Below are 23,543 nucleotides of genomic sequence, written 5' to 3' on the forward strand. Positions count from 1 at the left end.
TTGATGTCCTATATGTCTGTTATGCCTTTCTTGCGGAACATTTCGAGGTCCTCGTCGTCCATGCCCGTCTTGTCGAGAGTGACGGGCTGGTTGTGGTCGTTGAGGTAGTGGCGTCGTCCGGGTGTGTAGAGGCGGCTTGCCACCGACAGGCTGTCGTTGCGGTATGCGGTGCTGATGCCTGCGAGATGGAGCATGGTGTGGAATGTGGTGACGCTGTTCTCCACGGTCTTCCCGCTGTTTGACGCGACGGCTGAGACCGTGGACGGATATGCGTCGGCGTACGACCGCGATGTCCACACTATGAACGGCACGTGCAGGTCGTAGTATGACGGTACGGGCGAGGCGTGCAGGAAGAGCCTGCGGCTGTCGTCGAAGATGTTCTCGCCATGGTCTGACGTGTATATAAGAGCCGACATCGCGCCGCTCTTCTCAAGCATTGTCATCAGTCCGGCAAGCAGGCGGTCGGTCTGCCGTATGGTGTTGTCGTAGGCGTTGATGAGCTGCGGTCGGTTGGCGGCTTTTGCCTCTGTGGCGTCGTCGGGTTTGAAGAAGGCGTCGCGGGAAGGGTAGCGTTCGCGATAGTTGAAGTGTGAGCCGTACGTGTGGAGCACCATGAACAGCTTTTTATGTCCCTCTGCCAGCTTCTCCTCCACGAGCGGAACAAGTCTCTCGTCAGGGGTGTTCGCGCCGTCACGGGAGCCGTCTTTGATGAATTTCCATTCGTCAGCTTCCATCCCGAAGAAGTCTATGAACGAGTGGTTGGGCTTCTGGTTGGACAGGAATACTGTGTGGAAGCCGGCTTCGCGGAACGCCGTTATGACGCTCCGCTCGCGGTAGATGCGGTCGTAGTCGGTGGCGTCGGCGGCTGAGAGAAGCATCGGCACGCTCTTGTGGGTGGTGTTCGACTGCGTGAGGGCATGGCTGAAGGCTGTCAGACCGGGCATGCGGCTCATCAGGGGAGTGGTGTCCCGGTGGTAGCCATAGATGCCGAAGTTGTCTGCGCGCGCCGTCTCTCCAATCACGAGAACGTATATCTCGCTGCTGTCGGCGGGGTGGGCTGACGATGCCTTGAACGAGAATCCCTCGGAGGTCTGCCCGTAGTGTGCCGTGGCGTCGGAGCGTTCCACCGCCAGCGCGAGGTTGTAGAACACGTTGGCGGGATAGATGTCGTTCTCGGTTCTGAAGTAAGAGTCGCCGAGCATGCACACAATGAGGCACAGCACACCTGCTATTATGCCGGTGAGGCTGTGTCTGCGCTGCTTCCTGACGAATGTCATGGGCAGCTCATGGCGCGCTTTCATGGAGCACGCCGCGAACACAAGCAGCGGCAGATAGACCACTATCACGCCGATGACGGCAGGGAGCAGGTTGTCGAGCAGTTCGGTGGCTTCGCCCGGATTGGTGGTCACGAGGTTGAGAAACATGTCAACGGCGATGACCGAGCGTCCGAACAGATAGAGCAGCACCATCTGGAACGCGGCGAAGAACACGAGCGGGAAGAGCAGCCACACCATCTTGCCGGTGTTGCGGCTGAGCGTCATCAGAAACCAGTATATCGCGACCGGAAGCACGACGTTGGTGATGCGCGTCATCAGCGGCACGCTCTCAGTGAAGGCAAGTGATAAGTTTGGCAGCGACAGAGCTATGACCGCCGCGATGAAAAGTACGTGCGGTGACGTACAGAAATGGTATGTTTTCCTAAAAAGCTTCATTTATGTTGAATATGAATCCTGACTGTCCGCCTTTGCCGAATCCGTAGTCGAGGCGCACGTTCACGTCTTTCTTGAATTCCCAGCGGTAGCCTATGCCGAAGTTGGGCAGCACGTGCGACGCCCGCATGGAGCTGAACTTATCGAACACCGTTCCCGCCCCGACCCACGCCACAAGGCTGTTGCGCTTCCATATGTGCTGTCTCAGCTCCGCCTGCGCCTCTATCTTGTGCTTGTCGCGGTAGCGTCCCTCGTAGTAGCCGCGCATGGAATAGGAGTTCCCCAGAAGAGCCATCATGCCCCATGAGGGGTTTCCGAAGTTGAGCTGGCTGCGCAGGTCGGTGGCGAGGATGCCCCCTTTCCACAGGCGGCGGTAGGCGTTGAAGCGCAGGTCGGTGGTGGAAAAGGCGTATCGGTTGCCGAGGAACGCCGGGCGGAAGTTCTGGGAGAGGCTCACGTAAATGCCCCGTTTGGGGTTTGTGGTGACGTCGCGCGAGTCGTAGGCGAAGGTCAGTCCCACGCCGACGTTGCGCGTGGTGCGGTCCATCCCTTCGAGCAGCTCGGGTCTTTTTATGTCCTTTCCCTGAATGAAATCGAAGGTGAGCATGGGTCCCACGTATGTGTTGCGCGCCACTCTGAACAGGAAGCTCGCCTTAGCCTGCGCCTGCCAGCGTTTCATGTCGGACTCGTTGTCGTCGTTGTCGCCGTTGGCGTAGCCCATTCCCCAGTATTTGCACGGGAACGAGTAGAAGTAGAGCGTGTAGTCCAGACGGTATCTGTCGTGTGGAAATATGTGCAGTCCGCGTACGCCGAGCATGTAGAAGCCCACGGTGGACACGTCTCCGAAGAGACTCATGTTTGACGGCGGGAGGATGGTGTCGTTGCGGTCTGTGCGGTAAAGCCCTGCCGCGACAAGTCCTATGCCGAGCTGTGTGTCAGAGCTGTAATGCGGTCCTCCTATTATGCTGAAGTCGAACTTCTTGCTGTAGTCGGTCTTGTTGGCGTCGTTGAAGTAGTCGAGAATCCTGTTTATAAACCCTTTTTTCCTCACCGTACTGTCCGCTGCTGCCATGTCGGCGATGACGCTTCCGGTGTGCGACAGAGTGTCGGCGGCGGTAAGCGGTAGTGCGAAAAGCACTGTAAGCGCGAATGATAAAGCCTGTTTTTTCATTGTGCCTGCAAGTGTGACGGATGGTATGAAGGTGTCAGTAGACAAGTTTTACGTTGTCAATCCACAAAGTGTTTCCCGGCGTGCCGATATATGCGCCTCCGTGGCTTGACGCGAACTGTAGGGCGAGATGCGTCGGCTTCTCGTCAGCGGCAGCCCATCCCGTCTCTCTTACAAGCACGCTTTTCCCGTGGCTGTTGAGCGCATAGTCGGTCTGTCTGAGCCCCATGAGCGCGGCGTCATACTTGGGGTTGTTCCTTATGTCGCCGTACATGATCTCGTATGTCGCGCCGTCCACCCATCCGTTTGTGCTCTTGCCGTATCTCACAACCATCGTCCCGACACGTTTTGCGGTGATGTTGCCCTTCGCGTCTTCCGTGCGTTTCTGAAGCACAAGCACCGTTATGGCATAGTCCTGTCCCGCTACGGTTGACGGTTTGCTGAATCCTGTCTGTCTGATTCTGTTCTTCTCGCCCGGCACATACACCTTGTAGTCGTATTTTATAGCCTTCGGCCTTTCCGTGAACGGAATGCCCCAGTTGAGGCTTTTGGGTCCGTCCTTAGTGCTTGTGATGGGTTCTTTCATGCTTCCGAGAAACATCGAGCCTGCCGCAAGCACCTTGATGTTCATCAGTCCGAGCACTTTCACGCTTTCGATGTGTGTCGTCATCTTGGCGCAGTAGCCGTTGCCGTGCCGGTCGCGGGTCACGGAGCAGTTTGTCTTAACCACTCCCATCACCTTCGCCATGACGTTTGATGTAGCCCACGGCGAGTTGCCTGTGTTGCTGTATGGCTTGTTGCCGTTTATGGTCTGGTTCGGTCCTACTTCGTATAGAGTCTTTGTGTTTCCTCCTATGACTGCTGACTCGTGGATGTTTCTTATCACCCAGCGGTTCATGTCACCGTAAGGTATCAGCTTTTCCTTGCTCTGGGCTGTGGCAGGACTGAATGTCCCGAGTGTCAGAACAGCCGCGAAAAGCATTGATGACAGTTGGTTTTGATTCATCATTATCTCGGTTTTTAATATGTTGCGAACGGCAAATATAGGCTAATTAGCGCAAACATGAAAACTAAAAGAGATAAATCAGTTTTACTTTATACATATTTTATACATATTAACAGAATACATATTATATTAACGTAAAAACGGCTGCATGGTGCGGAAACCTTGCAGCCGTTTTCTGTAAATGTATGGTTATAATGTTATTTTACCATTATTTTCACGGTTTTGTAACCTGTTCTGACTATATAAAGTCCGGGTGACACGTCCGTACGCGGGCTGTTCTTGCTTATGAGGGAGCCTCCGGCAGTGAATATCTCTGCCTTGCTGAAATCACCGTCTATGATGATGCAGCCTTTGCCGGAGCGCACGCCCGTGTTGTCGGCGGTTGTCTGCTCTATTCCGTCTGTGACGTTGTTGAATGTCACCTCACCCTTGTTCATGTCGAACAGCACATCATACCATCCCGGTGCGATAAGCCATTTGCGGTCGCCGTAGTAACGTGTGCAGTGTGCGGTCTCGCCGGGCTGCAGCACTTTGAGGTCGTCGCTGCTTCCGTATCTGCCCTCTGCCCAGTTGAGGTCTCTTCTGTGCGTGTATGTGGCGAAGACGGTGGCTTCGGCATATCCGGGGTTGTTCACACCCTCAAGCAGGTGTACTGTGCCCCGGTATATGCCTCCTCCGATGTGTGGAAGCGACTTTCCGTTGCGTCCCCAATACTCCTCATAGTTGGTGCCTACAAGGAAAACCTCTGGCATCCATGCTATGTTCCCGGTGTCGAAAGGAGTGATTTTCACTGTCATGGCTTTAAGGTCCACGTTCACTAAATATGCCCCGCCGTTGGTCTGATAGACGTTTTCGGGCTGTGAATATTCCTGAAGCGGACCCTCGCATATGGCAGGAGTGAGAAACCGTTCGATGTTGCTGTACGGACAAGAGAGAATCCGGTTGTCGTCGTTACCATAGCTGAAGAAGAGGTCACTGCGGTTTCCGTAGTAGTCGCCGCTGTCCTCGTTTGAGGCGTCAACATCCACCGTGCCCTCGTATTTGCCGTCACCGACGTGGTTGAGCGGATAGTTTTTCGTCGGATTCCATGCCGACTTGTCTGCCAGACCTCCGCGGCAGTAGAGCTTGTCGGGCCAGTTGTCCTGTGCTGTGGCATATATGCTGAATAGCGACACTGCCGCTGCTATTATGGATTTAAGAATGTATCTCATGTTGTATTACTGTTTTTGATGTTTTGTGTTATGCTGTTATATAATCACCTTCCGCACTGCGCTGCCGTTCTTTCCGGCAGCCTTTATGATGTAAATGCCTTTTTCGGGAATGCTTATCGTGACTTCCTGACCGGTCTGTCCGGCAACGCGCAGTCCTGACATGTTGAACACGTCGACGGTGATGCGTCCGTTTCCTTTCACAATGACGTCGTTGCCGTGCAGTGTGATGACGGGTGCGGAGCTTTCTTGCTGGGCGGATGAGACGCCGGTAGGCTCTTCCGTGCCGAGATACTCACAGCTGAACGACTGGAAGAAGATGTCCACCGATATCCTGTAGTAGCCGTCTTTGTCGATTGCCCATTTGTAGTCGTCGGGACAGTTAATCATGAGTTGGGTGGAAGTCTCGACCGGTTCGTCCTGCGTATAGGGATGAAGACTCTTTGGACTCCAGTCGTTTTGTCCGAGAATTTTGAACCGTTTGGGCTCCACATTCTCCTGTCTGTTCTTCAGTTCTCCCGTCCATGTCCATATGTAAGGATTGTTCTCGTCCTGTATAAGGGCGGGAGCCTTGCCTGCGTCCCATCCGCATTCTACGCATCCTCCGGCTATGTAGAGCTCGAGCCATGGCGAGAACAGCTCGCCGGAGACCTTGCGTGCCGATGTGTTGACGGTGAACTTGTACCGCTCGTCATCGAACAGTACCACCCATCCGGGGTCTGACGCGTCGGTCGTGGTGGTGTATGCCAGACCGTTGCTAACGATGTTTGAGTCGACATACCGCGGTTTCAGATATATCGTGTTTTCGTTTACGCCTTCGGTGTTTATTATTTTCACTTCGCCGTCAACGAGTTTTCCGGCAAACTTAAACTCGTTGTCAGGGAACTTTTCCAGCTGCTGGAGTCCTCCCGGTACGGCACTGCCTGTTATCCAAAGCTCGTCATAAGTCTGGGCACATACTACATTATGAGACACGATGGCGGCAAAAAGAGATATTATATATGTCTTGTTCATATCGTTAATCTTAAGTTATAGTCGGTTATTTTACTATCTTCCGCGTAACGCTCTTTCCGTCGGCGGTTATTCTGCATACGTATGTTCCGCGTCCGAGTGATGAGATGTCAGCGGTGATACTGTTGCAGTCGGTTCCTGTTGCGGTACATGTCTCGGAGCCGTTCGCTGAAACTATCTCCAGCTTGGCGTTCTTTGCCGTGGCGGCGAGATGTGCGGTTACTGTCCCGTCCTGTGCGTTGTATTCTATGGATGTCGCACCGTTCTCAGTGCCGTTGATGCCGGTAAGCTCGCTCTGCAGCACGGCATACCTCAGCTCTATCGCTGTTGCGACATCGCAGGATGCTGTCGGGATGTTTACTGTTACGGTTCTGTTGTCACTGTCATAGCTCCATGTTCCGGATGCGGCTTCATTCCCGTTGATGAGTACCCTTTCCGGTTTCTCGCTGCCAATGAACTCAGCTCTGTAAGCCCTTTCGTCCGGCATGCCCGGATATACGCCTGTGCGTGCTCCGATGTTGAGCGTCACGCTCTGTGCGTTTCTTGTCTGTGTGAATTCCGTGCGTGAGAAAACACCGTCCTTATAAAGCTCTGTGTCGCCCTCGTCTTCGTAGAGAGAATACGATCCGTCGGCACCTGGAACCACCTTTAATATAAGTGTCGGCGCTTTGGTAGTGACACTTTTCTGAGGCGGATTGTTCACTATGATGCTGCCAGCCTTATAGAAGTAAGGGATATCTTCCTGTCCGTAAGTGTCTGTAAAGGTTACGTTGCCGTCCATAAGCTTGGAGCGGCACACGTTCCACCATTTGCCTTCAGGCAGCCATACGGTGCGTCTTACGGTCTTGTCGGCGTCAGCCGGAGTCACGATGGGAGCTACGAGAATGTCATTTCCGAACATGTATTCGTCTTCATATTTGTATGCGTTGGCGTCTTCCGGATGGTCGTAATACAATGGTCTGCACATAGACACTCCCGTGTCGTACGCCTCGCGTGCCGCAGTGTAGATGTAAGGGAACATGGCATAGCGCAGTTGTACGGTCTTGAGGAGCGACGGGAAGTTCTCATACACCCATATCCTGCGCTCTATGTTAGCCGCGTTAGTGGCGTGAGTGCGGAATATTGGAGTGAACACTCCGAACTGCATCCAGCGCAGATAAAGTTCTGGGTCGTTGTCGCCCGGCTGCTGGTGTCCTCCGAGGTCGTGTCCCCAGTAGCCGAAGCCCACGTTGGATGCGGTTGCTGTGAAGTAGGGCTGGAATGCCAGAGTGGGGAAAGTGGCGAATGTGTCACCCGAGAAACCTATTGGATAACGGTGGCTTCCGAGTCCTCCCCAACGGTGGAATATCACCGGACGGTGCTCCGGACGGTTTAGTCTCATGTCCTCATAGAACACGTGGTTGCACCAGAACGTCTCGCCTAATCCCGTCATATTGTTGTTTGTAAGACGCTGCTGCCAGTCTATCCACCAGAAGTCCACGCCTTCGCTTTCCCTCAGACGAATGATGTTCTTGAACATAGCCTTGTAGAAATTGTAGTCTTCCAGCTGCCAGGGGATATTGGTTGTTGTCCCCGGATCCTTCCCGAGGTCAGCGCACATTTGCGCGAAGTTGTCCTCATAGTTGTTCACCCCGTCGGCAGGATGCAGGTTCAGAGACACCTTCATGTTGTGTTGGTGCATCCAGTTTATGAGTCCTTTAGGGTCTGGAATGAGGCTTGTGTTCCAGCTCCAGCCAGTCCATCCGTCCTTGTGCCAGTCCATGTCCATTATCATAATATCAATAGGGATGCGGTTGTTTTCAATGTCCATTGTTATGTCCATGAAGTCCTGGGCTGTGTATCTCTGGTATTTGCTGTACCAGTAACCGAACATGTAGTCTGGCGGCATCGGTATTCTGCCGGCTATTTTCACGTAGTCGCCGAGAGCTTTCTTGTAATCATGTCCGTAGCAGAGGATGTACCAGTCGGTCGCCGATTCGTCTGCGAGCGGTTTTGCCCAATCCATTCCGCCTTCCTCCATAGGTTCGAAGGCGAATGTCCGGCTTCCGTCGCCGCGCTTGGCACTTGCCGATTCGTCGATAAGAGCCCATCCCCCTCTTGACAGGATGCCGTTTTCGAGCTCTCCGCGTTTAGAGTCTCCGCGTCCGTTGTCGAGTGTACGGGTTGTCCCTTTCAGGTTGAGCGCGTCGTCTTTTCCCGGATACCACACCACTTCATGACCGTTCATGTTGAATGTGACGCTCAGAAACTCAGGTCTGTTCCTCAATGTCGTCGGGTTGCTTCCCGTTCTGTACTTCAGCGTCACAGCCTCGGTCTTGATGTATAGATAGCCGTCCTCCTCGCTCGTAGTGAACGCAGGCACAGGCAGTCTTCTGTTGACAACGGCGAAAGTAGCCCTGTCCTCGAACACCTTCTTGCTGCTGTACTGTATCCGTATCATCTGAGGCGTAAGGACAGTGAACCTCATGTTGCCCGACTGAACCACAGCGTCGGGGTCTGCAACAGGATTATACTCCTCCTGCGCATACGATTGCATCACGGTGAATAATGCAAGTATAAATGTAAATAAGTACTTCATTCATTTATTGTTTTGGTTAATAATATGATGTCTAACTCAGGTTTTATGCCCGGTATATTGACGGTCAGGTAAATAAGGTTTTCGTTTCCGGCGTATTTGTATGCCGTCTCCGATGGTCTCGTTTTATGTGTCCTGCGGGATATGTCGGCTTTCCGTCTTATCCCGCAGGACACCATTTGTCATTCAGATATCCTCTCCACGGCTTTCATAACAATGTGGTTGCTTGTGTTGATGACCTGGAAATATTCGCTCATATCCCACAGGTCGCGTGCCACGAGAGCCTTCATCTGCAGTCTGAGCTGCGGCAGAGTCCGTTTCAGCTCGTCTTCGTCCTTTGGCTTTATCTTGTCTTTCTCCGCCTCTTTCAGCATGCCGTCAATCACGCTCTGCGGAATCTCGAACTCCTTGTCGAACTGTTCGAACGACGCATATCTGGTGCGCAGTGTGCTGCGGTTGGCGTCAACGTATTTCAGGTTTGCGTTTATGATGTAGCTGCGTGCGCTCAGCTGCCGGTGCAGCGGAGTGTATTGTGTGGTGTCGAGCGGCACGAACAGGTCGGGCATTATGCCTCCTCCTCCATACACGGTGCGGTGCTTCCGCAGTGTCTGATATTTCAGAGAGTCGGCGAAGTGTATGCTGTCCGCGCTGTAAAGTTCTCCGTGTCTGAACCTCTTCTCTATGTCCATGGCATAGTCTTCGATGTCTCCTTTGCTGTAAGGCTTCTGTATGCACCTTCCGGCAGGTGTGTAGTAGTGCGCTATTGTGAGGCGCATCATCGAGCCGTCGGGGAATTCTATGGGCCGTTGCACAAGACCTTTGCCGAACGATCTGCGTCCCACTATCTCTCCGCGGTCCTGATCCTGTATGGCTCCGCTAAGTATTTCGGCAGCCGACGCAGAGTATTCGTTCACCAGCACAATAACCTTTCCGTCGAGCAGCCTGCCGTTTCCCCTCGCGCGGTATTCCTCGCGTTTCGACGTACGTCCCTCTGTATAGACTATCAGGTCGTGCTTTGCCAGAAACTCGTTAGCCACAAGCACGGCAGCCTGGAGATAGCCTCCGCCGTTGTCCTGCAGGTCTATTATGATGTTCCTCATGCCATGGCTTTTCAGCGAGTCGACACACTCCATGAACTCCTTGTGCGTAGTCGCGCCGAAACTTCCTATGCGTATGTATCCCGTCTCGGGCGTTATCATGTATGAAGCGTCCACTGTCTTCACCGGAATCTTGTCGCGTGTCACCATGAAAGTGAGCACATCCCTTATCCCGCGCCTTACTATCCCGAGCTTCACGTCAGTCCCGCGTTTGCCTCTCAGCCGTCTCATTATCTCCTCGCGGTCCATCTTCACGCCTGCTATGGTGGTGTCGTTCACGCTCACTATGCGGTCGCCCGCGAGTATTCCCACTTTTTCCGACGGTCCGTCAGATACGGGCTGGATTATCAGCAGAGTGTCTTCCACCATGTTGAACTGCACGCCTATTCCCTCGAACGAGCCTTGCAGCGACTCCTGCATTGCCTTTGTCTCCTTTGCCGTGGTGTATGAAGAGTGCGGGTCAAGCTCTTTAAGCATGCCTCTTATGCCGTCTTCCACAAGTTTCTGCTCGTCCACACTGTCCACATACAGATTGGTTATCGCCATTTCGGCTATCTGCATTTTGCGTATCGGACTGTCTTCTCCGAAATTCAGCCTTATCTGTGCCTCGACGCCTGTCGCAGCATACAGACACATGGCTGCGGCTGCGGCAACCGCTTTTGATATGATGTTCATGATGTTTGTAATGTCGGTTTAATGTTATACGATGGTGTACTCACACTCCGTCTGATATTCAATCAGCCGCACATCGCCTCACATCCGGTCTTCAGGCAGGTCTTCCTCTACTACAAGATTGTCTATTATGAAGTTCTGGCGTTCCATGGTGTTCTTTCCCATGTAGTATTCCAGAAGTTTCTGCACCTGGTCTGTCTTGTGCAGGGTCACCTGCTCCAGTCTCATCTCCGGACCTATGAAATGTGCGAACTCCTCCGGTGAAATCTCTCCAAGACCTTTGAACCGCGTTATTTCCGGGTCGGGTCCGAGCTCGCGTATCGCCTTCAGCCTTTCCTCGTCGCTGTAGCAATAGCGCACCACGAAGTCCTTTTTCTTTTCCGTCTTCGACAGTTTCCTGTCGGCGTCAGCCACCACCGACTTGTCCTTTATCCTCGACCGCTTGTTCCTCACTCTGAAAAGCGGAGTCTGCAATACATACACATGCCCCTTCTTTATCAGTTCCGGGAAGAACTGCAGGAAGAATGTTATTATCAGCAGCCGTATGTGCATGCCGTCCACATCGGCATCGGTGGCTACAATCACCTTGTTGTATCTAAGCGTGTCGAGCCCGTCCTCTATGTCGAGCGCGGCTTGCAGAAGGTTGAACTCCTCGTTTTCGTACACTATTTTCTTCGTCAGTCCGAACGAGTTGAGCGGCTTTCCTCTCAGCGAGAACACCGCCTGCGTGTTCACGTCGCGGCTTTTCGTTATGCTTCCGCTTGCCGAGTCGCCCTCTGTGATGAATATAGAGCTTTCCTCCTTCCTGTCGTTTTTCGAGTCGGAAAGATGTATGCGGCAGTCGCGCAGCTTGCGGTTGTGCAGGTTGGCTTTCTTCGCTCTCTCCCGTGCGAGCTTCGTTACGCCAGCCATAGCCTTGCGCTCCTTCTCGCTCTCCTGTATCTTCTGCTGCATCACCTCAGCCACGTCGGTGTGTATGTGCAGGTAGTTGTCCACTTCGGTTTTTATGAAGTCGCCCACATACTTGTTGATGCTCACTCCGCCTCCCGGCTCCATTGTGAGCGAGCCGAGCTTTATCTTGGTCTGGCTTTCAAACATCGGCTCCTCCACGTTGATGGCTATCGCCGCCACCAGACCGTTGCGTATGTCGCCGTATTCATAGTTCTTGCCGAAGTATTCCTTTATCGTCCGCGCTATGTGTTCCTTGAAAGCGCTCTGGTGAGTGCCCCCTTGCGTGGTGTGCTGTCCGTTCACGAAGGAGTGATATTCCTCTCCGTACTGGTTCGTGTGTGTGAAAGCTATCTCGATGTCCTCGCCCTTCATGTGTATGATAGGGTAGAGCCCGTCGGTTGTCATTGTGTCGTTGAGCAGGTCCTGAAGTCCGTTCCGGCTCGTTATCCTGTGCCCGTTGTGCATTATGATGAGCCCGGAGTTCAGGTAAGTGTAGTTGCGCAGCATCGTCTCCACATAGTCGTCGTGGAACGAATAGTTGGTAAACAGCGTGCTGTCCGGCTCGAAGAAGATGTATGTTCCCTGCTCGTCGCTGCTGTCCTCGGTTATGTCGTCAATGAGGTTGCCCCGTTCGAACGTGAGCCTCCTCACCTTTCCCTCCCTGTAGGAGCGCACCTCGAAGCGCGAGCTCAGCGCGTTCACCGCCTTCACTCCCACGCCGTTCAGTCCGACACTTTTCTTGAACGCCTTCGAGTCGTACTTTCCTCCCGTGTTGAGCACGCTCACCGCCTCCACGAGCTTTCCCTGCGGTATACCCCGTCCGTAGTCGCGCACGCTCACCCTGAGGTTGTCCTCGATGTCCACCTCGATGCGTTTGCCGGCGTTCATCTTGAATTCGTCAATCGAGTTGTCTATCACTTCCTTGAGCAGGACGTATATTCCGTCTTCCGGCAGCGAGCCGTCGCCCAGTCTGCCGATGTACATTCCCGGTCTGGTGCGCACGTGCTCCATGTCGGAGAGGTGCCGTATGTTGTCGTCCGTATATTCTACTGTCTGTATTATTTCGTTTTCGTTTGTATCTGGCATGTTTATGTTTTAGTCGTTTACAATGAGCTTTCCTCCTCCTGCGGGGAAATTCTCTTCACGTAGCATTTTCTTCTTTTGTGCATCACGGGGTTCAGCGCGTCCCACTGGCTCTGCACACCTCCGTTGGTTTCCATCTCCACCTGGCTCTCACCCCATTCGAATCCGTATTCCTGATATCTCGGTATGAGGTCGGCGAACATGAGCGCGTTGGCTCCCTTGCTGCGGTATTCGGGCAGCACACCCATGAGCAGCAGGTCCACGATGTTGGTCTTGTGATATTTCACGGCTCTCAGCAGATGCCACCATCCCATAGGCAGCATGCGTCCGCGCTTGCATTGCTGCAGGGCTTTCGAGAGTGAGGGGATGGTTATTCCCACGCCCACGAGCTTCTTTCCGGCGTTCCAGTCCTCCACTAAAGTGATGAGGCTGAGGTCGGCGAGTGGCAGATACATCTCCACATACTGGTCTATCTGTCTCTCCGTGAGTTCGGAGAAGCCGTACAGGTCTTTGTAAGTCTCGTTTATAAGCCGGAATATCTTCCGTCCGTATCCTTTCTTGAAGATGTCCGCGCGGGTCAGTTTCTTGATGTGCAGATTATATCTTTTCTCTATCATCTGCGCTATCTTGACATATTTCTCAGGCACGGTGTCGGGCACATACAGTTTGTATTCCACATATTTGTTGTCCACCTCGAATCCTCCGAGAGCCTCCATGTGTTGCGGATAATATTCGTAGTTGTAGATGGTAGGCATCGTTCCGAGCTGGTCGAAACCCCATGTGAGCATGCCCTCTGGGTCGAGGTCGGTGAATCCGAGCGGTCCCACCACCTCCGTCATGCCCTTCTTCCTGCCGTAGTCCTCCACCGCTTTGAGCAGCGCGCCTGACACCTCCAGGTCGTCGATGAAGTCAATCCATCCGAACCTAACGCGCTTCTGCTTCCATTTCTCGTTTGCCCGGTGGTTTATTATCGCAGCCACGCGGCCCACCATCCTGCCGTCTTTGAATGCCATGTAGTATTCAGCCTCGCAGAAGTCGAACGCCGCGTTCTTGTCCTTTCTCAGTGTGTTGACATCATCGCTGTACAGGTTTGGCACATCGTAGGGATTTCCCTCATAAAGGTCATAGTGAAACTCAATGAACTTTTTAAGGTCATACCTCGATTCCACTTTCTTTATTTCTATGGATGACATTGTTTCTTTTTTTATGTTATACTGAGTCCCTGCATATACCTATGCAGTAAAATGCAAAAGTACTGAAAATCATGCTAATCGCAAAAAATATGCCGTTTATTTATGATTATTTTCAAGATGACGGCGCGGTGTGCGCGCTTTTGCCATGCAGCCTGTTTCCCCGCGCTCCGGAGGTGCGTGCGCGCAGCCTTGCAGTCAGGGTTTCCCGCATATCAGCAGCAGGTGCTCCCCAGCCACTGTCGTGCCGAAAATGTATGTGTCGCCGCCGTCCTTCAGCCTCAGACGTTTCCTTAGCGCGTCAGCCGTCAGCGGGAAGTTGCGCACCGCCACGTTTGCCTTTTCCGTGCCGCCGAGCGCGCGCCTGATTTCCTTGCGGTTCATTGTGGCGGCGTCCTTTATGCGGAATGTCCTGCCGGGAAAGCCGTCCGACGCCCTGCCTGACACGAACATGTGCGAGTTCTTGCCGAGCGCAGCCACGTCCTGCCTTGCCGCAAGCAGACCGAAACATCCGGCTTTCATCACCGATGCGTCGGGAACGTGCAGCCACAGCCCCCTCAGCGCGTCCGCCACACTGCCTCCCGCCGCAGCCTCCGCCAGAAGAGCCGCGCATCGGGAAGCCTCGCCCGTTGCAGGCGGTTCCGCTGTCTCGCCGTCGTCATAGCCGAACACGCTGTCGCCGTTCACGCAGAAAATCCTTCTGCCTCCGCTTCCGCCGCGCCTTATCACCACAAGCATCTCCTTGCACTCGTTGCCTGCCGACACTATGTGCACCTCGCTCACGCGCGCCTCTCCGCCCTGTTCCACCTCGCGTATGGTCTGCGATATGTCGAGCATAGGGGAGAGCTTCACCATCACCGCCTCCGCTTTCCCGAGCATCACCGGCATCATCCGCACTATGTCGGGCGTGCAGTCGCTTATGGCGTAGGTGCGCGCGCCGTTGCTGTCGCGCCGTGCCGGGTCGGCGTAGAAGAGCGTCACCCGTCCCGAACCGGGCAGGTAGTCGGTGCAGTCGGCGCACACCGTGCAGGCGTTGTCGAGCCCGAGCCTTCTGAAGTTGTCCCCGGCTATGTCGCAAAGGCGTGCGTCGCGCTCCACGTAGACAGCCCTTCCGAACTCCCTCGCCATGAACGAGAAGTCCACTCCCAGACCTCCCGTGAGGTCGGTGAGCACCGTCCCGCCGCCGTTCTCCGCCACAGCCTGCTCCGCTATGCGGCGTGCCACTGATGCCTTGTAGCGTGCCGTCTGTTCAGACGAGCACTGTTCCATCGACAGATGCGGAGGATAAGTCAGTCCCTCCGTCGCCGCCCACGACGGCAGTTTGCGCCGTGCCGTCTGCCGTCCGGCTATCTGCTGGAGCGCGAACTTCAGGTCCACGCCTTCCGTGCCCTGATATTTCAGTGCGAGACGCCGCACGTCCTCGTCGATATGGGCGGCTATGAATGCAGCCGTGTCTGTTGTCTTTGTCATTTGATGTAGGGTGATGTCTGGCTTTACAAAGATAATGTTTTATTGTCAGAAAACACCGCAGCGCGTGTCATTTATTTGTCTCCCTGCGTGTGTAAAAGGCTGTTTGCAACCGGGTTGCACGGCTTTTGGACTAATTTTGCCGTTGTTAAAACAAAACATCAGGATATGTGTGAACATCATGAAAAGAATAATATAGCGCCGATAGCTGTGTCGGCTGTCATGCTCGCCGTAGGACTTTTAGCCTTCGGCACTGGTATGGAATGGACTGAGATTATTCCTCCGCTGCTGTGGTATGTCGTGGCTTTCCTGCCTGTGGGGTGGGGAGTGGCGCGCGAGGCTGCCGGACATGCATTGCGCGGCGACGTGTTCAACGAGTATATGCTCATGACCCTTGCCTCCCTCGGAGCCTTTGCCATAGGCGAGTATCCAGAGGCTGTGGCTGTGATGCTGCTCTATCAGACGGGCGAGATGCTCCAGGAGCGCGCCGTGGAGCGTGTGCGCCGCAACATCAGCAGTATGGTGGCGTTGCGTCCCGACCGCGCTTCGGTGGTGAGAGACGGCACCATTGTGGAATGCTCTCCCGAGCAGGTGGCAACGGGAGAGGTGATAGAGGTGAGGCCGGGAGAGCGCGTGCCGCTCGACGGTGAGCTGCTCACAGCCGGTTCACCGTTCGACACCTCCGTGCTCACAGGTGAGTCGCTGCCACGCATGATAGCCACCGGCGGCGAGGTGTCTGCCGGAATGATAGCCGCAGGAAACGTGGTAAGGCTGCGCGTGACACGTCCCGCGGGCGATTCGGCTGTTGCCCGCATACTGCGCCTTGTGGAGGAGGCGTCGGCGCGCAAGGCTCCCACCGAACTGTTCATACGCCGCTTCGCACGTGTCTATACGCCCGTGGTGTTCTCGCTGGCGGTGCTCGTGGTGCTCGTGCCGTGGCTCTGCAGCCTCGCCGGGCTTGCCGGTGCGTTCGACTTCGCGCTGTGGTTCAGGCGCGCGCTCATCTTCCTTGTCATCTCCTGTCCGTGCGCTCTTGTCATAAGCGTGCCTCTCGGCTATTTCGCCGGAATAGGAGCGGCGTCGCGCCGGGGCATACTGTTCAAAGGAGGCGGAAGCATAGACGCCGTGGCGGATGTTGACACCTTGGCGTTCGACAAGACCGGAACACTCACCTGCGGACGCTTCGAGGTGCTCCGTGTGGAGGGACTCTCCGACGACGACATTGCCATGGTGGCTGCGATGGAGCGCACGTCCGTTCATCCGGTGGCGCGTGCCATAGTGGAGTATGGAGCCCGTCTGGCGGCTCCTGACGCGGTGCCCGATGTCACCACAGTGCCGGGCTACGGTCTGGAGGCGGGCGGATGGCTTGCCGGGTCGCCGCGTCTGCTCGAACGCCACGGCATAAGCGTGCCTCAGATGGAGGGCGGCGAGGACGGCACTGTGGTCTGCGTAGCCGCCGGAGGAGCATACAAGGGGCGCATCGTCCTCGGCGACGTGCTGCGCGACGACGCCCGTCAGGCTGTGCAAGGTACGGGCTTGCGCACGGTGATATTGTCGGGCGACCGCCAGCCTATTGTCGACGCGGCGGTGGCGGCGACGGGTGCCGCGCTCGGCATAGGCGACCTCCTGCCGGGCGGAAAGGCTGAATACATAGAGTCGCTCAGGCGTGAGGGACACCGGGTGGCGTTCGTGGGCGACGGCATAAACGACGCTCCGGTGCTCGCTGCGAGCGATGTGGGCATAGCCTTCGGTGACGGCAGCGCGGACATGGCTGTGGAGACGGCAGACATAGTGATACACTCCGGACGGCTTGTGAAGACGGGCGAGGCGATAGCCGTGGCACGACGCACGCGCCGCATAGTGAAGCAGAACATCGTGTTTGCCGTGGGTTTCAAGGTGCTTGTGATGGTGCTGGGCGTCCTGGGAGCAGCCAACATATGGATGGCGGTGTTCGCCGACACAGGCGTGGCGTTGCTTGCGGTGCTCAACTCGATGCGCGTTTTTTCGCTCCCGAACCGCCATAAGGAGTGAAAACATTTTGAAATGTGCGTTTATTTGCCTATCTTCGCGGCATGAAGTGTACGGATATTCCGTATGGTTATAACAAAGACAATGACTGACGAACAATTCTTTCTTGACAAACTGAAGCACCGCGACATACGCCCTACGGCTACACGGCTGCTCATTCTGCGCGAGATGATGCGCGGTGATGAGGCTGTGTCGCTGCCCGACCTCGAGCGTTATCTGCCCACGGTGGACAAGTCCACCATATCGCGCACGCTGTCGCTGTTTCTGCTCAACCGCCTCGTGCATGTCATAGACGACGGCTCGGGCTCGCTCAAATACGCCGTCTGCGCCGACGACTGCGACTGTTCGGTGGAGGACGAGCACACCCATTTCTACTGCACATCGTGCCAGCGCACGTTCTGTCTGAAGCAGATAGCGGTGCCGGTGGTAGACCTTCCGCCCGGATTCACGCTTTCGAGCATCAACTATGTGCTCAAAGGGCTGTGTCCGGAGTGTGCCGCCGGAGAGCGGAGAGACTGACGGCTGAGGCGTCGCCGCGCGCTGACGGGGCATGGGCGGAGACGGCGGGAATGCATGATTATGCATTCGTGAAAGTAAAAAATATTGACAGAAGTTTTTCGTGAAATAGAAAACGGAGGAGCGCGGAAAAGGCTCTTCCGCCACGGCGGGGGCATGTCCGGACGGCTGTAGAGGCTGTCCGGACATGCCTTTCCAGTGTCTTCATGATGCGGAAAAGCCCGTTCCGCTCAGCCGCAAAGCCTTTTCAGAACGCCGGAACAGCCTTTGCCGTGACACAGGAAAGCCTCTTCGGCAAGTCGGAAGAGCCTTTTCCGCAATCCGGAAAAACACGTTCTGAACGGCTGATGCGCGCAATGCACTGGCTGACAAGGACTTGCCGCAAGTGTCTGAGAATGGTGCATACGGAGCATCCCGCGCTTTTTCCTGCCGCGACGGCACTCTCGCGGAGTTGTGGATGGATAAATATGCGGCTCCGATGTGCATTATCGCATAATTATGCATGGCGGCATGTCTCCGGCGTGAGATGCTTTCATATGCCGGCATGTGCCCTTTGTTCGCGTGCGGACACGCGGTAGGGCAGCTACATGTCCTTGAATATCATCTGCGCGTACATGCTCAGATATATTCTCCAGTTGCGCCAGATATGTCCTCCGTCGTTCTCGTAGTATTCGTATTTGTATCCTTTCTCGTCGAAGTACTGGCGCAGGTCCTTGTTCGGTCCGTACAGGAAGTCGTCCTTGCCTATGGCTATCCAGTAGAGCTTTGGGTGGGAGTCGAAGAGCTTCTGAAGCCTTCCGCACGTCTCCTTGTCGGCTCTCAGCCTTGCGGCGAAGTCTTTGAGGTCGCGGTTGCCCTTTATCCACGGTGCGGCGGAGAACAGTCCGTAATAGTCGAACGTGTCGGGATAGAGCATCGAGATGCCGAAAGTGTGGCCGCCGCCCATTGACAGTCCGCACACGGCTCGTCCCTCGCGCCTCTTTATGGTGCTGTAGTTGGAGTCGGTGAAGCTTACGATGTCCATGAAGCTTTCCTCCATCGACGCCTTCGCCTTCGTCTTTATGGTGTAGTGACCGGGGATGTACATGCCCGCCGACCATTCTCCCGGAGCCGCGCTGCAGTTGGTGTTGCCGTTGGGCATCACCACAATCATCGGCGTGGCTTTGCCCGAGGCGATGAGGTTGTCGAGTATCTGTGCGGCTCGTCCCAGCTCGCTCCATGCGTTCTCGTCGCCTCCCATGCCGTGCATGAGATACATCACGGGATATTGCTTCTCTGTGCTGTATCCCGCCGGAGTGTATACCGTGAGGCGTCGTTTCATGCCCAGTGTCGGACTGTCATACCACACCTTAGCCACCGTTCCGTGCGGCACGTCGTTCACGCTGTAGAGAGAGCCGCGGTCGCCTTTCTCCTTCGATATGATGAAAAGGCTGGAGTAGGTGGTTATGTCGCGGTTCATGTAGGCGTTGGACGGGTCGGTGACGCGCATGCCGTCCACATTGAAGCTGTATGAGTAAAGCTCCGGAGCGAGCTGTGAGGTGGTGGCAGTCCACATGCCCTTGTCGTTCTTCGTCATGGGCAGCGTCACCGGGCTTGTCTGGTTGAAGTCGCCCGTCACCTCCACTTTCTTCGCTTCGGGCGCGAAGAGGTTGAATGTCACGCTCCCGTCGGGATTCTCCACCGGCGATACGGCGGATGCCTTGTCCCACAGAGCCTGCTGTGCCATGGATGCCACGCTGAGTGCCATCCCTGCCAGAAAGATTGTCAAACGTTTCATGTCTGTGCTGTTTTAGTTATGTTATTGGTATAAGTGATTGCTGTCGGACGGATTTCCGGAATTGATTGCCGTCATGTCGCGTGCCGTTTATAGCCGTCATTTCAGTCCGGCGAGCCTGTGGCGGCAGTCCTCGAGGATGGCGGTGAGCTCGTCGGTGGTGGTGGCTCGCAGCATGGCTATGCGCGTCTGGCGGAAGTCGGGTATGCCCTTGAATACGGGAGTCGCGGCAAGATGCCTTCGCGTATGGAGTATGCCCCGGTATTCGTCGATGCGTTCCACGTTGATGCGGAGCTGTTCCTCGAGGATGTCAATCTTGCGGTCGAGTGTGAGCGAGAGGTCTTGCGGACGTCCGTCGAGGCGGTCGCGCATCTCCTTGAATATCCACGGGCGTCCGAATGTGGCGCGTCCCACCATCACGGCGTCCACACCGTAGTCGTTGAAAGCCCTCTCAGCGTCTTCGGGCGACGTGATGTCGCCGTTGCCAATTATGGGTATGTGTATGCGCGGATTGCGCTTCACCTCGCCTATGAGCGTCCAGTCGGCGTTGCCGGTGTACATCTGCGCGCGTGTGCGTCCGTGGATGGTGAGAGCCTGTATGCCGCAGTCTTGCAGCTGTTCGGCGAGAGTCGTGATGATGAGGCTGCCGCTGTCCCATCCCAGGCGTGTCTTCACTGTGACGGGCGTCCGCACCGCGCGCACCACCTGACGTGTGATGTCGAGCATCAGCGGTATGTTCTGCAGCATGCCCGCGCCCGCTCCCTTGCCTGCCACTTTCTTTACGGGGCAGCCGAAGTTGAGGTCTATGACGTCGGGACGCGCCTGTTCCACTATCCTCGCAGCCTCCACCATGGCGTCTGTGTCGCGCCCGTATATCTGTATGCCTACGGGTCGTTCACTGTCGCTTATGTCGAGTTTGCTTACCGTCGATTTGATGGAGCGCACGAGAGCTTCGGCACTTACAAACTCGGTATACACCATTGAGGCTCCGAAACGCTTGCAAAGCTGACGGAAGCCGATGTCTGTCACGTCTTCCATCGGGGCGAGAAAGAGAGGTCTTTCTCCGAATTCTATGTTTCCGATTTTCATTGTCTTGATGTTATTGAAGTAGATGATAGATGCCGCCGGCGTACATTTTCACCACTCCTTTCATCTCTAACGAGAAGAGGAGGGCTGACATGCGCTGCACGGGGATGCCCGAGCGTGCGGCGAGCATGTTGGTCTGCATGTCGTTGGTCTTTGCCAGTGTGGCGACGATGAGCCGCTCGTCGCCGGTGAGCTCGGGGAAGAGCTGCCTCTCGATGCCCTGCTGTCTGGCGTGGAGCAGGGCTTGGTCGCTGTCCCATGCCATGGATGCGGCAAGGTCGGCGGCGCAGGTTATGAGCGCGGCTCCGTTGTCGCGTATGAGTCTGTTGCACCCTTCGCTGTATGCCATGCCCACCGCTCCGGGGAAGGCGAACACTTCCCTGCCGTAGCTCTGGGCAATGCTTGTGGTGATGAGTCCGCCTCCTCGCTCCGCGCTCTCTACGAGAAGGGTGGCGTCTGCCATGCCCGCCACGATGCGGTTGCGGCGCACGAAGTTCACCTTGTCGGCGTTGGTTTGTGTGAGAAACTCGGTGATGAGCCCGCCGTGTGAGGTCATCTCGCATGCCGTCTCCCTGTGGCTCGACGGATAGACGGTGTCGAGTCCGTGGGCGAGAACGGCTGCCGTGTCGAATCCGGTGCGCAGTGCGTTGCGGTGGGCGCATATGTCCACGCCGTAGGCAAGACCGCTTATGATGAGCACGTCGGGGCATATCTGCCTCAGGTCGTCGCAGAAGCGGCGTATGAGATCTTGCCCGTAGGCGGTGCAGTGGCGCGTGCCCACGATGCTGAGCACACGTGTGCGGTTGAGGTCGGCGTTGCCCTTGTAGAACAGCATGAGCGGAGCGTCGCCGCATTCGCGCAGCCGTGAGGGGTAGCGCGTGTCGTTCATCGTGAGCGGAGTGATGCCGTGCTCCTCGTCATACCTCAGCTCCGCCTCGGCTATACGCAGCGGTCCGCTCATGTCTTTCAGCGCGTCGGCGAGCCTGGGCGACGCTTCGGGCACTATGTCGCGTATGTCGTTGCGGTGCTCCATGACAGCCGTCGCCGAGCCGAGCCGCCTGTACAGCTCGAGCATTCCGTTGAGGCTGAAGTAGTTTATGCGCGTCAGCGCGATGGTGTTTATTATCTCCTGTTGGTTGTCTGTCGGCATGATGCTGTCGGTATTGGTGCCTCCGTCGTCGTGTGGGTCGTCGTAAGGCATGTCGGGTGTCATATGTACGGAGCGAATGCGCGGTCGTAGTCGTCGCTGTTTCCGAGTCGTCCGTTGATGAGGCACACCAGTTCCACCGTGGCGCGGAAGCACAGGCGTCCGTCGCTTTTGCGGAATATGTCCTGGCTGAAGATGTAGCGCAGTCCCTCCTTGCGCAGGGCGAGGCGCGAGACAAATACGTCGTCGCATCTCAGCGGAGTCTTGTATTGCAGGTTCATGCGTGCCACCACGGCGTCTGTGCCCTGCTCGTGGAGCTTCGAGAAACTCACTCCGAGTGAGGAGAGAAACAGGTGTCGCGTGTGCTCGGTGTAGTGCAGGTAGTTCGCGTTGTTCACTATGCCCTGGATGTCGCACTCATAGTCGCGTACCTCCATCTCTGTTTCAAATATGTATTTCATCCTTATCGTTGTTTTGTTTTCAGTCAGTTACTTTGGCGGCAGGCGCCTCCCGGCGGCTCAGATACTCATATCCGAACCGGCACCGCAGACAGTCCTTGCGGTCGCAGTAGTTTTTCTTCAGCTGTATGAGAGCCTGCGTGTCGCCTGCGTTCTGCACCTCCAGTCCGCAATCCTCCCACATGCGCACGATGTTGTTGCGCTCGGGCGCGAGCTGTTCGAGAAAGTCTGTGGCGCGCCAGCACATCTCTTCAGACGACAGATGGCGTCCGTAGGCGAAGAGCATGGGTACGACGGTGTTGATGATGAGCAGGTCGACAGACTGTCGGGAAAGGGTTTTCGCGCTCTCGCGGCTTTCATGTCCGAAGGTGTAGTGGGTGCGCCAGTATGGCGTTACTGATGCCGTGAGCATGCGGCGGGCACCGTCGAGGGTGGGGCATTCGGCAATCATGCTCAGGCTGGTGCGGCGCGAATGGTAGAGCGATGCGAGCTGCGCGATGCGTATGTGAGGGAAGTTCTGCGGCCGGAGGCGGAGGAATTTCCACAGGCGGAAGTCTGTAGGAGTGAGCGAGAACTTGTGTGCGAGATACCGGTATTCGCCGCTCAGACGCACGAAATAGCCGTCGGAGAGAGCCGCCTCACGCTGCCGCTCGGGCATGGAGTCGGCAGAAAGCAGTCCTGCCTGACCGAGAAAGAGGGCTTCTGTCTGGAATATGTCGTCGCGGTGACGGGCTATGTGTGTCATGGGCATGTTGAGAGCCCATGTCTCGAATGCCTCGCTGTTGGTGCCGAAACCGTAGTTGCGCGCCAGCGTCACGAAGAAGGCGTCTTCCCACGAGCCGTCGCAGCGAGCCACACGTGCGTATATCGCCTCTGTCTTCTGTTCGAGACGCTCGGTCTGGAGCGCGCTCATCCATGAGTGTACCGATATGGACGGCAGGTCGGGAATGAGCTTGTGGCAGGGCGGATACCTGTCTTCGTGCAGCAGACGCTCGTAGTTTGACGACACGCCCGGGGGCACTTCGAGCCGCATCTGCGGAAGTGTGTTGCCGTTGGATGTCCTTACTTCAGAGTCGACGGTAGCCGCTATGTGGAGTATCACGTTGTCGTAGCGGCTGTCGCGGTGGTGTCCGTGGGTGTACCAGTCGGACGAGCGGTCGTGTATCTCGATGTTTCCCACCCACATGGTGCCGCCAATCCTCACCTTGGCATTGAAGAAGTCGGGACCGGCATCGTCGTTGTGGAGCCCCGGGTCGATTACTTCAACGCTGAGACCGTCGGTTGTCTCGAGTCTTCTAAGCGGGAAAATCTTGTGTTTCCATATGTAGTGGAGAAGCTGTTCCATATATAGCAAGGACTAAAAGGAATGTTACAAAGCTACACAAAAAATCCCGAAC

The 23,543-nt window shown here is 55.8% G+C and carries 17 protein-coding genes; 2 read left to right on the plus strand and 15 right to left on the minus strand.

Annotation, left to right across the window (positions count from 1 at the left end; translation table 11 throughout):
- Nucleotides 1–8: 8 nt before the first annotated feature.
- The 10 genes from BN4609_RS12355 to BN4609_RS12405 all read right to left on the minus strand — a co-directional run bounded on the left by BN4609_RS12355 (nt 9) and on the right by BN4609_RS12405 (nt 15,140).
- Nucleotides 9–1,712, minus strand: a complete 1,704-nt coding sequence (locus BN4609_RS12355) for a phosphoethanolamine transferase family protein (protein WP_068856927.1) — start codon at nt 1,710–1,712, stop codon at nt 9–11.
- Complete coding sequence (locus tag BN4609_RS12360; RefSeq protein ID WP_068856994.1) at nt 1,699–2,880, minus strand: BamA/TamA family outer membrane protein; 1,182 nt, start codon at nt 2,878–2,880, stop codon at nt 1,699–1,701. The genes BN4609_RS12355 and BN4609_RS12360 overlap by 14 nt, the downstream gene beginning before the upstream one ends.
- A gap of 34 nt (nt 2,881–2,914) precedes the next feature.
- On the minus strand, nt 2,915–3,859 hold the full coding sequence (locus tag BN4609_RS12365) for a PCMD domain-containing protein (RefSeq protein WP_106390603.1): 945 nt from the start codon (nt 3,857–3,859) through the stop codon (nt 2,915–2,917).
- A 221-nt stretch (nt 3,860–4,080) separates the two neighbouring features.
- On the minus strand, nt 4,081–5,094 hold the full coding sequence (locus BN4609_RS12370; protein ID WP_068856929.1) for a cadherin repeat domain-containing protein: 1,014 nt from the start codon (nt 5,092–5,094) through the stop codon (nt 4,081–4,083).
- Between the two features lie 36 nt (nt 5,095–5,130).
- Nucleotides 5,131–6,105, minus strand: a complete 975-nt coding sequence (locus tag BN4609_RS12375; RefSeq protein ID WP_068856930.1) for a T9SS type A sorting domain-containing protein — start codon at nt 6,103–6,105, stop codon at nt 5,131–5,133.
- Nucleotides 6,106–6,130: 25 nt separating this feature from the next.
- Nucleotides 6,131–8,680, minus strand: a complete 2,550-nt coding sequence (locus BN4609_RS12380; RefSeq protein ID WP_068856931.1) for a TIM-barrel domain-containing protein — start codon at nt 8,678–8,680, stop codon at nt 6,131–6,133.
- Between the two features lie 179 nt (nt 8,681–8,859).
- Complete coding sequence (locus BN4609_RS12390) at nt 8,860–10,410, minus strand: S41 family peptidase (RefSeq protein WP_241033261.1); 1,551 nt, start codon at nt 10,408–10,410, stop codon at nt 8,860–8,862.
- Between the two features lie 117 nt (nt 10,411–10,527).
- Complete coding sequence (locus tag BN4609_RS12395; RefSeq protein ID WP_068856934.1) at nt 10,528–12,483, minus strand: DNA topoisomerase IV subunit B; 1,956 nt, start codon at nt 12,481–12,483, stop codon at nt 10,528–10,530.
- 17 nt (nt 12,484–12,500) lie between these two features.
- Complete coding sequence (locus tag BN4609_RS12400) at nt 12,501–13,673, minus strand: hypothetical protein (protein ID WP_068856935.1); 1,173 nt, start codon at nt 13,671–13,673, stop codon at nt 12,501–12,503.
- 195 nt (nt 13,674–13,868) lie between these two features.
- A complete protein-coding gene (locus tag BN4609_RS12405) occupies nt 13,869–15,140 on the minus strand; it encodes a THUMP-like domain-containing protein (RefSeq protein ID WP_068856936.1) in 1,272 nt (423 codons plus the stop codon).
- A gap of 165 nt (nt 15,141–15,305) precedes the next feature.
- On the opposite strand from BN4609_RS12405, the gene BN4609_RS12410 reads away from it, so the two are divergent.
- Nucleotides 15,306–17,168: a heavy metal translocating P-type ATPase gene (locus BN4609_RS12410; protein ID WP_068856937.1), complete on the plus strand. Its 1,863-nt coding sequence runs from the start codon at nt 15,306–15,308 to the stop codon at nt 17,166–17,168.
- Nucleotides 17,169–17,249: 81 nt separating this feature from the next.
- On the plus strand, nt 17,250–17,684 hold the full coding sequence (locus BN4609_RS12415; RefSeq protein WP_021992036.1) for a Fur family transcriptional regulator: 435 nt from the start codon (nt 17,250–17,252) through the stop codon (nt 17,682–17,684).
- Between the two features lie 580 nt (nt 17,685–18,264).
- Here the strand turns inward: BN4609_RS12415 and BN4609_RS12420 are convergent.
- From BN4609_RS12420 to BN4609_RS12440, 5 genes are all read right to left on the minus strand, one after another.
- Nucleotides 18,265–19,458 carry an esterase gene (locus BN4609_RS12420; RefSeq protein ID WP_068856938.1) on the minus strand — a complete coding sequence of 398 codons (1,194 nt, stop codon included), beginning with the start codon at nt 19,456–19,458 and terminating at the stop codon, nt 18,265–18,267.
- A 96-nt stretch (nt 19,459–19,554) separates the two neighbouring features.
- On the minus strand, nt 19,555–20,544 hold the full coding sequence (gene dusB / locus BN4609_RS12425; RefSeq protein ID WP_021993718.1) for a tRNA dihydrouridine synthase DusB: 990 nt from the start codon (nt 20,542–20,544) through the stop codon (nt 19,555–19,557).
- Nucleotides 20,545–20,554: 10 nt separating this feature from the next.
- Entirely contained in the window at nt 20,555–21,691 is a 1,137-nt protein-coding gene (gene dprA / locus BN4609_RS12430) for a DNA-processing protein DprA (protein WP_068856995.1), read from the minus strand.
- 59 nt (nt 21,692–21,750) lie between these two features.
- Complete coding sequence (locus BN4609_RS12435) at nt 21,751–22,149, minus strand: acyl-CoA thioesterase (protein WP_068856939.1); 399 nt, start codon at nt 22,147–22,149, stop codon at nt 21,751–21,753.
- Between the two features lie 19 nt (nt 22,150–22,168).
- Nucleotides 22,169–23,491: a DUF2851 family protein gene (locus tag BN4609_RS12440; RefSeq protein WP_068856940.1), complete on the minus strand. Its 1,323-nt coding sequence runs from the start codon at nt 23,489–23,491 to the stop codon at nt 22,169–22,171.
- Nucleotides 23,492–23,543 lie beyond the last annotated feature (52 nt).

It is taken from the genome of Leyella lascolaii, from assembly GCF_900079775.1.
Classification (GTDB): Bacteria; Bacteroidota; Bacteroidia; order Bacteroidales; family Bacteroidaceae; genus Prevotella; species Prevotella lascolaii.

Excerpts from the sequence above, each read along its gene's own strand:
- BN4609_RS12435 (WP_068856939.1), bottom strand. The coding sequence starts at position 22,149 with ATGAAATACATATTTGAAACAGAGATGGAGGTACGCGACTATGAGTGC.
- BN4609_RS12405 (WP_068856936.1), bottom strand. The coding sequence starts at position 15,140 with ATGACAAAGACAACAGACACGGCTGCATTCATAGCCGCCCATATCGAC.
- BN4609_RS12400 (WP_068856935.1), bottom strand. The coding sequence starts at position 13,673 with ATGTCATCCATAGAAATAAAGAAAGTGGAATCGAGGTATGACCTTAAA.
- BN4609_RS12365 (WP_106390603.1), bottom strand. The coding sequence starts at position 3,859 with ATGCTTTTCGCGGCTGTTCTGACACTCGGGACATTCAGTCCTGCCACA.
- dprA (WP_068856995.1), bottom strand. The coding sequence starts at position 21,691 with ATGCCGACAGACAACCAACAGGAGATAATAAACACCATCGCGCTGACG.
- BN4609_RS12375 (WP_068856930.1), bottom strand. The coding sequence starts at position 6,105 with ATGAACAAGACATATATAATATCTCTTTTTGCCGCCATCGTGTCTCAT.
- BN4609_RS12410 (WP_068856937.1), top strand. The coding sequence starts at position 15,306 with ATGTGTGAACATCATGAAAAGAATAATATAGCGCCGATAGCTGTGTCG.
- BN4609_RS12355 (WP_068856927.1), bottom strand. The coding sequence starts at position 1,712 with ATGAAGCTTTTTAGGAAAACATACCATTTCTGTACGTCACCGCACGTA.
- BN4609_RS12395 (WP_068856934.1), bottom strand. The coding sequence starts at position 12,483 with ATGCCAGATACAAACGAAAACGAAATAATACAGACAGTAGAATATACG.
- BN4609_RS12360 (WP_068856994.1), bottom strand. The coding sequence starts at position 2,880 with ATGAAAAAACAGGCTTTATCATTCGCGCTTACAGTGCTTTTCGCACTA.
- BN4609_RS12380 (WP_068856931.1), bottom strand. The coding sequence starts at position 8,680 with ATGAAGTACTTATTTACATTTATACTTGCATTATTCACCGTGATGCAA.
- BN4609_RS12390 (WP_241033261.1), bottom strand. The coding sequence starts at position 10,410 with ATGTGTCTGTATGCTGCGACAGGCGTCGAGGCACAGATAAGGCTGAAT.
- BN4609_RS12440 (WP_068856940.1), bottom strand. The coding sequence starts at position 23,491 with ATGGAACAGCTTCTCCACTACATATGGAAACACAAGATTTTCCCGCTT.
- BN4609_RS12420 (WP_068856938.1), bottom strand. The coding sequence starts at position 19,458 with ATGAAACGTTTGACAATCTTTCTGGCAGGGATGGCACTCAGCGTGGCA.
- BN4609_RS12370 (WP_068856929.1), bottom strand. The coding sequence starts at position 5,094 with ATGAGATACATTCTTAAATCCATAATAGCAGCGGCAGTGTCGCTATTC.
- BN4609_RS12415 (WP_021992036.1), top strand. The coding sequence starts at position 17,250 with ATGACTGACGAACAATTCTTTCTTGACAAACTGAAGCACCGCGACATA.
- dusB (WP_021993718.1), bottom strand. The coding sequence starts at position 20,544 with ATGAAAATCGGAAACATAGAATTCGGAGAAAGACCTCTCTTTCTCGCC.